Origin of the sequence: Pseudoalteromonas sp. SWN29, from assembly GCF_015864465.1 — a bacterium.
Lineage (GTDB): Bacteria > Pseudomonadota > Gammaproteobacteria > Enterobacterales > Alteromonadaceae > Pseudoalteromonas.
Map to the genome: position 1 here is coordinate 18572 of NZ_JADYXE010000053.1, position 12353 is coordinate 30924.

At 38.4% G+C, this 12353-nt stretch carries 9 protein-coding genes; 8 read left to right on the forward strand and 1 reads right to left on the reverse strand.

Annotated features, from left to right (window positions below):
- The first annotated feature begins 199 nt into the window (after positions 1 to 199).
- The 4 genes from I6F53_RS17135 to I6F53_RS17150 all read left to right on the forward strand — a co-directional run bounded on the left by I6F53_RS17135 (position 200) and on the right by I6F53_RS17150 (position 6174).
- On the forward strand, positions 200 to 1921 hold the full coding sequence (locus tag I6F53_RS17135; RefSeq protein WP_197178941.1) for a purine-cytosine permease family protein: 1722 nt from the start codon (positions 200 to 202) through the stop codon (positions 1919 to 1921).
- Positions 1922 to 1990: 69 nt separating this feature from the next.
- Positions 1991 to 3514, forward strand: a complete 1524-nt coding sequence (locus tag I6F53_RS17140) for a mannitol dehydrogenase family protein (protein ID WP_197240477.1) — start codon at positions 1991 to 1993, stop codon at positions 3512 to 3514.
- 2 nt (positions 3515 to 3516) lie between these two features.
- Positions 3517 to 4434: a carbohydrate kinase family protein gene (locus I6F53_RS17145; protein ID WP_197240478.1), complete on the forward strand. Its 918-nt coding sequence runs from the start codon at positions 3517 to 3519 to the stop codon at positions 4432 to 4434.
- 270 nt (positions 4435 to 4704) lie between these two features.
- Complete coding sequence (locus I6F53_RS17150) at positions 4705 to 6174, forward strand: carbon starvation CstA family protein (protein ID WP_166420382.1); 1470 nt, start codon at positions 4705 to 4707, stop codon at positions 6172 to 6174.
- Positions 6175 to 6271: 97 nt separating this feature from the next.
- Here I6F53_RS17150 and I6F53_RS17155 read toward each other — a convergent pair whose 3' ends face one another.
- Positions 6272 to 6796 carry a TetR/AcrR family transcriptional regulator gene (locus tag I6F53_RS17155; RefSeq protein ID WP_166420381.1) on the reverse strand — a complete coding sequence of 175 codons (525 nt, stop codon included), beginning with the start codon at positions 6794 to 6796 and terminating at the stop codon, positions 6272 to 6274.
- A gap of 227 nt (positions 6797 to 7023) precedes the next feature.
- Here I6F53_RS17155 and I6F53_RS17160 point away from each other — a divergent pair, with 227 nt between their 5' ends.
- From I6F53_RS17160 to I6F53_RS17175, 4 genes are all read left to right on the forward strand, one after another.
- Entirely contained in the window at positions 7024 to 7644 is a 621-nt protein-coding gene (locus I6F53_RS17160; protein ID WP_197240480.1) for a glutathione S-transferase family protein, read from the forward strand.
- A 51-nt stretch (positions 7645 to 7695) separates the two neighbouring features.
- Positions 7696 to 8388, forward strand: coding sequence for a cupin domain-containing protein (locus tag I6F53_RS17165; protein ID WP_197240481.1), 693 nt, complete (start codon positions 7696 to 7698; stop codon positions 8386 to 8388).
- A 142-nt stretch (positions 8389 to 8530) separates the two neighbouring features.
- Complete coding sequence (locus tag I6F53_RS17170; RefSeq protein ID WP_165728989.1) at positions 8531 to 8911, forward strand: STAS/SEC14 domain-containing protein; 381 nt, start codon at positions 8531 to 8533, stop codon at positions 8909 to 8911.
- 465 nt (positions 8912 to 9376) lie between these two features.
- Entirely contained in the window at positions 9377 to 12223 is a 2847-nt protein-coding gene (locus tag I6F53_RS17175) for a PQQ-binding-like beta-propeller repeat protein (protein WP_197240482.1), read from the forward strand.
- Positions 12224 to 12353: the final 130 nt, after the last annotated feature.

Below are 12353 nucleotides of genomic sequence, written 5' to 3' on the forward strand. Positions count from 1 at the left end.
AAATGTAGATGGTTTTGCTTTACTAAAAATAAAACAAAACATGGCAAAACATCATGCGTTTATAAGCCAAATTATAAAAGGCAAAGTATGTAAGTACTATACCAATTTGCTTAAATATAGAGTGATTTAACTTGTTAAATTATTCAAATAGTTATGCTGATTGGTATTAAATACTTTGCTGTTAACAATAGGAAATACCATGGCAACGAGTCCACACACACAATCATTTAAAGATGTAAACGAAGAGCAGCTTCCTGTTGCTAATAACCGATTACACGGTTGGAAACATTTTGCAGGGCTATATGCTGGCGAACATGTTGCAGCTACTGAATTTGTTATTGGTGCAACGTTTGTTGCATTGGGCGCTTCAACTATTGATATTCTACTTGGTTTATTAATAGGTAACCTTTTAGCCATGTGTTCTTGGTGGTTAATTACCGCGCCAATAGCTGTTGAAACTCGCTTAAGTTTATATAACTACCTTAATAAAATTGCTGGTAACTCAATGACCAAGCTCTATAACTGGGCTAATGTGGTTATTTTTAGTGTTATATCGGCCGCCATGATCACGGTATCCTCCACCGCCGTACGGTTTTTGTTTGATATACCGGCACAACTTGATTGGTACCCTAATAGCTTTTGGTTTGTGGCCATTGTTTTAGCGGTAGGCTCTATTGTTGTTTTTGTGGCTATGTATGGTTTTTCGACGGTTGCTGACTTTTCGAAACTGTGTGCACCGTGGCTATTTGTTATATTTATCGCAGGTTCGTTCGCATTATTCCCTGAGCTTTCAAACCATGTATTAGGTTCTACGTCTTTAAGTAGTTTTGGCGACTTTATGACCATAGGCGACTCCTCCATATGGACGGGCACCAATGCCGATGGTGAAAAGGGCATTGGCCTATTAGAAGTAATTGGTTTTGCATGGGCTGCTAACTCAATCACTCACTTTGGTTTGATTGACATGGCTATTTTTAGATTTGCTAAGCGTAAAAGCTACGGTTTGTTCTCGGGTGTGGGCATGTTTTTTGGTCATTACTTAGCGTGGATCTCTGCCGGTATTATGGGCGCAGGTGTTGCAGTATTACTTAAAACAACTATTTCATCGCTTGATCCAGGTGATGTTGCATACCATGCATTAGGTTGGACTGGATTTGTTATTGTAATAATAGCGGGCTGGACTACAGCAAACGCAAACCTTTACCGTGCAGGCCTTGCAGCACAATCTATATTTGTTAATCAATCACGTGAACGCACAACCGCTATTGTAGGTGTTGTTACGGTGATTATTGCGTGTTTCCCGTTTGTATTTTCACAAATGCTACCGCTACTTACCTACGCTGGTTTATTAGTAGTACCAGTAGGCGGCATTGTATTTGCTGAGCATGTATTGTTTCCTAAAATTGGTTTAACACGTTACTGGGCTAAGTATAAAAATATTACCCGCAGTGTACCGGCTATTGCCTCTTGGGCGCTGGCGCTTGTGTTTGGTTTTGGCTTAAATGCTATTGATGTTATGTCGTTTTACTACTTATTTATTCCTACGTGGATTTTCACAATCGTTATTTATACTTTATTAGCTAAAAAATACGGTGCGGGTGAAGATTACACTCAAGAGATTGCTGCAGACGAGCAAGAGCTAAAAGCAATTAAAGAATACCAAGCTACAGAAGCTAAAGATGTTCCAAAACCAGTTATAGATAGTTCTATGTTTAGTAAGGTGCTTAATGCCATCTCTACTATTTCGTTATTTGTTATTTTTGTATTTGCCAGCCAAGTGATGTTTTTTAGCGAAACAATGAGCATGTACGGTGAGAATAAATCGCAATTCGAAATAGTGTGTTTTATCTGTACTGTTATTTACTTTGCATCAGCTTACTGGTCTTTAAAACGCCATAAGGTATTAAATACAGCATCGTAATTACGGTGCTTAAAATATTCGTTTCGTATCATAATTTACATTTTATTTTTGTTTGAGTAAGGCCGCACTATGACGCAACACCAACACACTGACGCTCTTGTAACAGGGCTAAACCAACAGAGCTTGGCTCAATTACCAAGCCATGTTGATACACCAACGTACGATCGTAGCGCACTTAAAGCGGGCATAGTACATATAGGTGTGGGCGGTTTTCATCGCGCCCATCAAGCCGCTTATATTAACGAGCTTTTAAAAACGCCAGGTTCTGAGCAGTGGGGCATTTGTGGTGTTGGTCTTTTAGAAGGTAACCGTGGGCTGCGTGATATTTTAAAGCAGCAAGATTACCTTTATACCTTAACGGTAAGACACCCAGACGGTACAATAGATAATAAAGTTATTGGTTCAATGATCGACTTTTTGTTTGCCCCAGAGGACAAACAAGCGGTAATTAATAAGCTAGCGCACAGCGATACTAAAATTGTGTCGCTTACTATTACTGAAGGCGGCTATAACTTTAACCCTGCAACGGGTGAGTTTGACTACAACAACCCAGATATTATTAACGACATTAATAACCCGAACGACCCAATTACAGCGTTTGGTTACATTACTGCTGCGTTAAAACTGCGCAAAGAGCAAGGCCTAGGCGCGTTTACAGTGCAGTCGTGCGATAACATTCAGCACAACGGTAACGTAACACGCAAAATGCTTTTAGCCTTTGCTACAGAGCAAGACAAAGACCTAAGTGAGTGGATTGAACAAAACGTATCGTTTCCAAATGCGATGGTTGACCGCATTACACCTGTATCTAAAAAGAGTGATATTGATTACGTGGTTGATGCATATGGTGTTAGCGACGAGTGGCCAATTACCTGTGAGTCGTTTACACAATGGGTAATAGAGGACACATTTAGTGACTCTCGTCCAAATTGGGATGTTGTTGGTGCACAGTTTGTTACTGATGTAACGCCTTATGAGACCATGAAAATACGTTTACTTAATGCAGGGCATTCTGTACTTGGTTTATTAGGTTCAATCCATGGCTACGGCACTATTGACGAAACGGTATCTGATGAATTATTTGCCACATACCTACGTGCTTTTATGGATAAAGAAGTAACCCCAAATCTTGAACCACTTGAAGGTATTGACCTTGAAGGCTACAAAGATACATTAATTGAGCGTTTTGCTAATCCTAATATTAAAGATAGCCTTTCGCGCATTTGCTCAGAAAGTGCCGCAAAGCTTCCTAAATTTTTAATTGCTACTATTAACGAAAACCTAGCACAAGGGCGTGATGTTTCTCTTGCTGCGCTTGTAATTGCTGCATGGTGTTTTTACAGTGATAAAGAAGTTGATGAGCAAGGCAATAAGTTAGAAGTCATTGATGCAATGCAAAGTGAGCTGCATGAAGCCGCAGTTAAAACTCATACACAGCCGCTAGCATTTTTATCGCTTACTAGTTTATTTGGTAACTTAAGCGAGCAAAATGAATTTACTATTCATTACAAAAATAATATTGAAGCTTTATATGCACCTGCAAGTAAAGTTAAAGCCATTATGAATAACGTACTTGATCAAAAGAGTAACTAATTATGAGTATTTTAATTAATCATAAATCAGGCGAAAACGTAAGCGTAAGCTGCTTTGGCGAAGTGCTGTGGGATTGTTTTGATTCAGGTAAACGTTTAGGTGGCGCGCCTCTTAATATGTGTGTGCGTATTAACTCACTAGGCATTAAAGCCGACATGATCAGCGCTGTTGGTAACGACGAGTTAGGCGCTGAGCTACTAGGCGAAATTACGAGCAAAGGCGTAAGCTGCGAATACATTGCTATAAATAGTGACAAAAAAACTAGCACGGTTGAGGTAACACTCGACAGTAGTGGCTCAGCTAGTTATGAAATAGTGGCAGACACTGCGTGGGATAATATAGCGCTTAACAATGAGTTACTTAGTAAAGTTAAAAGTAGCGATGTATTTGTATTTGGCAGCCTAATTGGGCGAAGCGAAGCGTCTTTAGCAACATTAAATGAACTAGTTGATGTAGCAAACTTTAAAGTATTTGACGTAAACCTACGTGCACCGCATTACAAGCTAGAAACACTTGTAGATTTAATGAATAAAGCAGATTTTATTAAATTAAACGATGAAGAGCTATACGAAATTGCTAAAGCGATGGGTTGTAAGTTTCATTCGCTTGAACAAAATTTAGCGTTTATAGCACAGCAAACAAATACCGATTACCTATGTGTAACCAAAGGTAGTCACGGTGCTTTATTAACAATCAAAGGCGAGAATTTTTATAATTCAGGTTATTTAATTAGCGTAATTGATACTGTTGGCGCAGGGGATTCGTTTTTAGGTTCGTTAATTTATCAGCTTTGTAGCAACGACGATGCGCAATATGCCGTTGACTTTGCATGTGCCGTTGGAGCTATGGTCGCTGAAAGTTCTGGTGCAACACCTACTTTAACGCATCAACAAATTAGTGAGTTTATGAACCCACTTTAAAAAAACATTGTGTGTGAAAGCGGTTATAACGTAAAAGTTTAACCGCTTTTTTTGTGCCCAAAATAAGACGTGTGTAATAAATATTCAATGTGGAACGTTAAGTGCGCAGGTTGCGTAAATAGTGGCTTATATCGACTATAGTATTAGCTAAACGTCTTATTGTTTGCGGGGTAAAGCTTTGTTATTGTTCGTCGATTATTCACGGATTGAAAAGGCGGGGCGACACACAATGCGCTCTATAACTAAAATACAAAAAGAGAAACGTGCTTTATGATCATCTTTTTTATCTGCCTCACTATTTTAATACTGGGCTATAAGTTTTACAGCCCATTTGTTGAAAAACAAGCCGGTTTGGATTCAACTGCCGAAACACCACAAAAACGCTTTAGCGAAGGTGTTGATTACGTAGCTATTCACCCTGTACGTGCATTTTTAATTCAATTTTTAAATATTGCTGGTGTAGGCCCAATATTTGGCCCAATTTTAGGTGCTTTATACGGACCAGTCGCACTAGTATGGATTGTACTTGGTAATGTTTTAGGTGGCGCTGTACACGACTTCTTCTCAGGTGTAATGAGTATAAAAGAAGACGGTAAAAGCCTGCCAGAAATTGCAGGCCATTATTACAACATCGTATTTAAAGGCTTTATGCTTATATTTACTGCCATGCTACTATTTTTTGTAGGCGTAGTATTTATTATGAGCCCGGCAGGTTTGCTAAGTAACCTTGATTTTTTTGAAGGTACTATACTGGCAAACAACACCTTTTGGGTGCTTGCTATTTTAGCGTATTACTTTTTAGCGACCTTGCTACCAATTGATAAAATTATCACTAAGTTTTACCCAATTTTTGGTGCGCTAATGATTGTAATGACAGTAGCAATTGCTGTTTCGTTATTAATTAATGCGCCGCACTTACCGATACCAAGTGACTTTTTAGCCTACTTTGAAGCCGACCACGCACATGACTTTTTAGAGCCAAACCCCGACGGATTACCAACATGGCCATTGTTATTTATAACAATTACCTGTGGTGCTATTAGTGGTTTTCATTCTACTCAAGCACCTATTGTTGCGCGTTGTTTAACTAACGAAAAATACGTACGCCCAGTTTATTACGGTGCTATGACGTGTGAAGGTATTGTTGGCTGTGTATGGGCACTTGCTGGTATTGCAGCGTTCCCAGATGGTTACGCTGGCTTAAAAACATTACTTGACCAAGGTGGTCCAGGTTTAGTTGTAAACCATGTAGCTAATACTTACTTAGGTGTATTTGGCGGTATAATGGCAATTATTGCTGTAGCCGTGTTCCCAATTACTTCTGGTGATACAGCGTTCCGTTCACTACGTTTAACCGTTGTTGATGCGTTTAATATTCCGCAAAGTTTACGTAATCGCTTATTGGTAGCGGTGCCTATACTTACTATTGCGTACTTTATGACGAAGCTCGATTTCTCATTAATTTGGCGCTACTTCGCGTTCTCAAACATGTTACTTTCTACAAGCGTATTATGGCTTGCCACTAAGTACTTATTTGACCGTGGTACATTCCATTGGATTGCGAGTATTCCGGCTGTTATAGCAACAGCGGTTACTGTTTCTTATATTGGTACTGCCGCAATTGGTCTTAACTTATCAAGCGATTATGGCAAACCTATTGGCGCTGTAGTTACAGTGATTGGCTTAATTGTTTTGGTGATTGTGCATTCTAAGCATAAAGTTAAACCAACAACGGTTTAGTTACTTATGAGTTGCGTAAAATAAACTACGTAACTTAGCCAAACAAAAAAACGAGCTATTTTATAGCTCGTTTTTTTACGTCTAAATTAAAGCTAAACTAAACAGTTTGGGTAGCAAGTTCAAAGTAACTGTTGTCGTCGAGTGTTTTGCTTATCATCATTGCGCCCTCTAGTAAGCTTACTGTTTTAATAGCAGCTTGGGCGGGATTAGGTTCATCATTAGCTAAATGAGCTGCTTTAAGCCACTGTAAGTTATGATTAAAAAATCGCTGTACTTCAAGGCGAACTTTATCAGGTAGGCTATCGCTTTCGGCCCCTAGTAAACCACATAAACACATTTTTTTATCGGTTACTAATGCCCCTCTAAAAAGCTGCGTGTACACTTCAATAGGGTTTTTACCGCTCGCTTTTAGCTCGTCCGGCTCACCTAACGCAGCCAAAAACGAGTTGGTATAGTGATGAGCAAGCTCTGCACCTAAATCAGCCTTTGTAGGAAAATGGTAATGCACACTGGCGCTTTTAATACCGACTTCGCTCGCAAGCTCTCTAAAACTAAAGTTACTGTAACCACCTAGGCGTACTTTATCCTGCGCAGCTTTTAATAGTTCTTCTTTTTTACTCATTTACATACTTCCCCATTGCAATAATAAAATTATCGACCAGTAGGTAGTCATTTACAAGCCATTTTATTTTTATAAGCAACTTTATGATTTTAAAGGTTATTAAATCATGACCAAATGAAGGGTTAATTTAAAAATTGACTTACATTTAATTTAGGAATATAAATTACCTATCGGTAGGTAGGTTACTGCCATCAATTAACTTTTAAACGATAAAGAATGAGACTGCTATGAAAATTTATGACGTAGAAAACTTTCCAAATCCACTTCGTGTGCGTATCGCTTTAGCTGAAAAAAATGCCACTGCGAATGTTGAGTTTGTACCTGTTGACTTATTAAATGGTGAGCACAGAACAGAAGCCTTCTTAGCTAAAAACCCATTAGCAGGTGTACCCGTATTAGAGCTGGATGACGGCACGTTTATATCAGAAAGTACCGCTATTACTGAGTATATTGATACCACATTTGAAGGCCCATCTTTAATGGGTGAAACCGCAAAAGAGCGTGCAGTAATTAATATGATGCAAAAGCGCGCAGAATCTATGGTGCTTGACGCTGTGGCAACTTACTTTCATCATGCAACTGATGGCTTAGGTCCAGAGCTTGAAACGTATCAAAACGTAGCGTGGGGTGAAAAACAAGGCGAAAAGGCACGCCAAGGGTTTAGCTATTTTAATGATGTATTAGCGCAATCAGCATTTGTTGGTGGTGAGCAGTTTAGTATTGCTGATATTACATTGTATGCTGGGCTGGTATTTGCTGGATTTGCACAAATAGCAATCCCAAATGAGTTAACCCATTTAGTAGCATGGCAAGAAAAAGTAGCAAAACGCCCAAGTGTTGCTGCTTAATTTACTTGTTTTAGGTTAGGGTTTAAGTAAAACACCGGTTAGGAGTCAAATATGAAAATTGCTGCCGATTTTAGTAAGCGAGTTGTGGTACATAGCGAAACGCTACCGTGGGTTGCATCGCCAATGGCGGGCGTTGATAGACGAGCGCTGGATCGGGTGGGCGACGAAGTTGCTCGCGCAACAACTATTGTTCGTTATGCACCGGGCAGTGAATTTTCACCACATGTACATACAGGTGGTGAGGAGTTTGTTGTGCTAGAAGGTGTATTTCAAGATGAGCATGGCGATTTTCCGGCAGGTTCCTATATCCGTAACCCTCCGCAATCAAAGCATAAACCGGGATCTGAAAACGGCTGCGTTATATTTGTAAAGTTATGGCAGTTTCAGCCAGAGGATCGAACGCATGTGCGTTTGCAAACAGACTTGATGCAAAGTACGGTGCATCCACATTTTAAAAATGTAGCCGTAACACCTTTATATAAAGACGACTTTGAAGACGTAAGCTTATTACACTTTGAGCCCAACGCCTGCATGGTTATAAACGCAAAAGGTGGAGCAGAGCTTCTAGTACTTGAGGGCTCGTTTGACGAGCAAGCCGATACCCTTGTAAAAAACAGTTGGTTAAGAGTGCCTATTAATAGCACTATTAATGTTAAAGCGGGAAGTAACGGTGCAAAGGTATGGCTTAAAACAGGCCATTTAACTGATGTAGAAAACCAAATCTCTCGTGTACAAAACGCATAATTGAGTAGTTTATTTAAGATTATTTATTGATCTAGTTCAGGGCTATTTATTGTTCTAGTTCAGGACTATTTATTGATTTAGTTCAGGACTAATTAACTTTAGAAGGTGTATTTTTGTTACTTACTATTTAAGGAGAGTGGCAATGGTACACACAATACATGGTTTATCTATTGGTCTTGAACGTGCAGGACGAGAGTTTTTTTTAAAACTTAAAGCCGTTGGTACACTTACTCACGACGACTATAAAATAATCACCCCAATGATAAATTCAGCACTTAGCGAAGTTAATCATCCTGTAGTAAATGTTTTAATAGATGGTAGTGAACTTGAAGGCTGGGAACTACGCGCAGCGTGGGATGACCTCAAGTTAGGTGTTAAGCACTCTAAAGAATTTAAAAAAGTAGCTATTTACGGTAATAAAGAGTGGCAAGCGCGAATGGCAAAAATAGGTAACTGGTTTATATCGGGTGAGGTTCAATACTTTGAAAATGCTACCGCAGCCATAGATTGGCTAGACGAATAGCCTGATTGAAAAGTTTAAATTAAAGCACTCTTATAGAGTGCTTTTTTGCTTTATGGGTAACGTTATTTGATGAATTACTATAACTGGCGTGGGCCATATAGCTATAATCGAATGCTTGCCCCTGCTGTAGCAGAAGACAAACTTAACTTACTGTCCGGAATTAGTTGACCACAACAGTCTTGTTTTGTAGTAAGAGCGCTAATGACTTATTTAATGGATGAAATGAAATAACCCGGCGATAAAAGATAAATTATTAATCTAAAATTAAATTTAATGGCACCGTTTTGTATATTTCATTAGGGTGGCAGTCTAGTTCAGTAAAAAGATGAACGCTTAGTCCAAAAGTAAATTTAGTGACTCGGCTTTGTCTATTTAATTATAGTAATTAAAGTGGTTCTCTTGTTTAATCCTTCCGCATAATAGAAGTATTAAATGTTTGAGTAAAAATTTAATTCAGGGATAAAAATGAAAATTATAATCAAAAAAATGTCATACCTTGTATTATGTGCACTGTTAACAAGCGGTTGCACTACCACTACTAATCCTAGTAAATTAATGCCCAGTATAACGCCTGCGTTGTACAGTATTGAAACCCCATACACCATTAGTAAAGTGAGATCAGCTAATCGCAAATCTGGCTCATACATCGTAGGCTCAAGTTACGAGGGGACTTTATTTGCAGTAGATTATGACGGTAAAGTTTTATGGGAAAATAAATTGTCTGGTTTTATGAACCATGATGTTTGGACACAAGATATTACCGGTGATGGTAATGATGAAATATTGACCGCCAATGCAGATGGTCATGTGTATTGTTTATCCTACAAAGGTAAATTGAAATGGTCATTTAAAATTAATGATGCACCTATGTACTCTGTTACCGCTATAAAAAAAAATAATACTTCATATGTGGTCGCCGGTGGTTTTGATAATAATTTTTATTATTTAGACACTCAAGGTAAGTTAATAAAAACCATTGCATCTTCAACTTATTCAATTGAAAAATCGCGCCCAAACAAAGCAACCAAAGATAACCCTCAGGCACGCTCCCAACCAGCGAAACGTCACTCAATCAACTTTTTAAGAGCACTTAAACAAGCCGACGGTAGTGATGTTTTAGCGGTGCTAGGTGTTGTTAATTCAATGCAAGGATCTGGCGCTATATATTTATTTAAACCACTCGCAGATAAGCCATTTATTGCTGACCCATTAAAAGCGATGCGCTCACCCATTGGTGATATACGTGCAGTAGATATTGATGACGACGCAAATCAAGAGGTGCTTTTGGGCAGCACTAAAATGAAAAACCAAAGCATTGCCTTATATGATCCTAAAACAAAGTCTGAAACCGTTATTCCATTAAAAACAATATCACCCATATTCGGTAAGTTTGGTTATCGAATAGCTCAAACCGAACTAGTTGAATATCAAGGTGAAAAAAGTATATTTATCCTTTACGGTAATAGTTTAACTATTATTCCTGCCACTATGAAAAAAGCTAAAACTAAAGCTAATGTGGTTACAGGAAAGTATTCGTATAACGATATGTGGAAAGACCCTGCAACAAATAAAATTATTTTAGCCAGTAGTCAAAGTGGTGGTAGCAGCATTCACGTTTTAGATATTGCGAAAAAAGGATGGGATAATCAATTTAAAAACTTAAACCCTCCTGGAAAAATTGCTGCTATTTTGAATAATATTGACAAGGTAAACCAGCAGTTAACGCATTACCAAGAAACGACATATAAACATAAACCATTACCTGTATATTTAATGTCTGATATAAATAAGACATCAAAGAAAGTGGTTAAGCACATCACGAATGAATACGATAGCCCTATATTTCTTGATTCAGGCAACCTGGGTACTGAAAATTGGGATCGTTCTGCAATACCGAACAAGGTTTATCAAAATAAACGTGACCGAAGAAAAAAATATGATTTATCGCAAGCCGAAATATTAGAAAAAGCCAAACAACTCTACAGTGGTGATGTTGGTGCAGCCTATTGGGGCGGTCATGGTAACGATCCATACTACCGTAGTTTAGATACTCATATTAAAACCTTAAAAGTAGCCAATGGGAAAAAATCTGTTTTAATTTTTCCTGAAGTGGCTCACTACGATAAAGATTTTGAAATAATGTTAGAAGATTTTATGTTTCCTTTAGCGGAGGCGGCACAAAAACTCAACGGCAACTTGTTTTTAAGGAACAAGCACACGTTCTGGCAATCAATGGTTTATAAAAAAGGGTGGTCAAGGCTAATTTCCGGTGAGTTTGCCGATGTTTTTGTACCTGCAATGGAAGAAACTACTGATAAATCGATGGAATTAAGCATTGCCGCTAGAGTCGGTTTGTGGGCTAGTGGTTCGGTTAATAATTTGGGAGCGCGTTTAGCTCGAGATAACACGAGTTATGATCGATTAAGACAAAATTCGCATCAAATGTTGCCTAATCATGCTCTGCGACAGTACATCTATAGTGCAGCCAATGGCGCGACTTATATTAATAATTTTCCTGTTGACCAAACACACATGAAAACCTTTTGGGATTTAATTGGCAAAGGCGCGTTGTACATACCTAAACCTAATGAAATTTTAAGCTATTCACCTGTAAATATTGGCATGTTGCCACCAGATAACCATTATTTAGATGAAGGGAATAATGTTAAAACAACGTCGTTGTTCGATCAAAAGGTCGAAGATGAAAATCCAATGGTATTCAGCCGACTAAATGGCTCATGGCCTGGTGCTCCTGTGACTGAGTGGGATTTTTCACGTTATGCCGCAGGTGTTAAAGAAAGGCGTTTGGGTTTCTTACCTCAATACCCAAACGGTTTAGTGTTAATTACACCACCACAAAAGGGCGTATTCGCTGATGATAAAGCAGCTAGAGGTGCTTTAGTTGATCATTTACACCCTATTTATAAAAACATTATGCAAGAGTACTTAACTGACGGTAGAGAGTATGTTTCTGCAGATGGTAAACAACGTTTTCCAGCAAAAGAATTTTATAAAACGGTAGAAAAAAGTATTAAGGATAAATCAAAGCTATTACCTATTACAGTAAAGGGCAATGTAGCTTGGGTTGTCGCGCAAACCTCACCGACTAACTTACGTTTAACTTTGGTTGATGGTGGTTATATTAATCCACAAACAGCACTAGCTGAGGTAACCTTTAACACTATATCGCCTAAAAAAATTAAAGATATTTTGTCAGGGGATGAGTTTAAAATCACAAATGGGAAGATTAATGTTCAGTTACCTACAGGTGGGTTTAGGTTTTTAGATATCACTTTAGAAAAACGATTATAGAAAAATGGGTGAAAAAATTAACGTGACACCCATCCTAATTCTTTCATTAAGGTTAGGGGCTGTTGATCTTTGTAGTACATATATTAATCAGCCCACATTGGTAGCCACATCATAGTGAATGCTAAAGCGA

What these genes read in the sequence shown, in the direction of transcription:
- I6F53_RS17145 (WP_197240478.1), top strand. Translation starts at nt 3,517, where the DNA reads ATGAGTATTTTAATTAATCATAAATCAGGCGAAAACGTAAGCGTAAGC.
- I6F53_RS17155 (WP_166420381.1), bottom strand. Translation starts at nt 6,796, where the DNA reads ATGAGTAAAAAAGAAGAACTATTAAAAGCTGCGCAGGATAAAGTACGC.
- I6F53_RS17175 (WP_197240482.1), top strand. Translation starts at nt 9,377, where the DNA reads ATGAAAATTATAATCAAAAAAATGTCATACCTTGTATTATGTGCACTG.
- I6F53_RS17150 (WP_166420382.1), top strand. Translation starts at nt 4,705, where the DNA reads ATGATCATCTTTTTTATCTGCCTCACTATTTTAATACTGGGCTATAAG.
- I6F53_RS17170 (WP_165728989.1), top strand. Translation starts at nt 8,531, where the DNA reads ATGGTACACACAATACATGGTTTATCTATTGGTCTTGAACGTGCAGGA.
- I6F53_RS17140 (WP_197240477.1), top strand. Translation starts at nt 1,991, where the DNA reads ATGACGCAACACCAACACACTGACGCTCTTGTAACAGGGCTAAACCAA.
- I6F53_RS17165 (WP_197240481.1), top strand. Translation starts at nt 7,696, where the DNA reads ATGAAAATTGCTGCCGATTTTAGTAAGCGAGTTGTGGTACATAGCGAA.
- I6F53_RS17135 (WP_197178941.1), top strand. Translation starts at nt 200, where the DNA reads ATGGCAACGAGTCCACACACACAATCATTTAAAGATGTAAACGAAGAG.
- I6F53_RS17160 (WP_197240480.1), top strand. Translation starts at nt 7,024, where the DNA reads ATGAAAATTTATGACGTAGAAAACTTTCCAAATCCACTTCGTGTGCGT.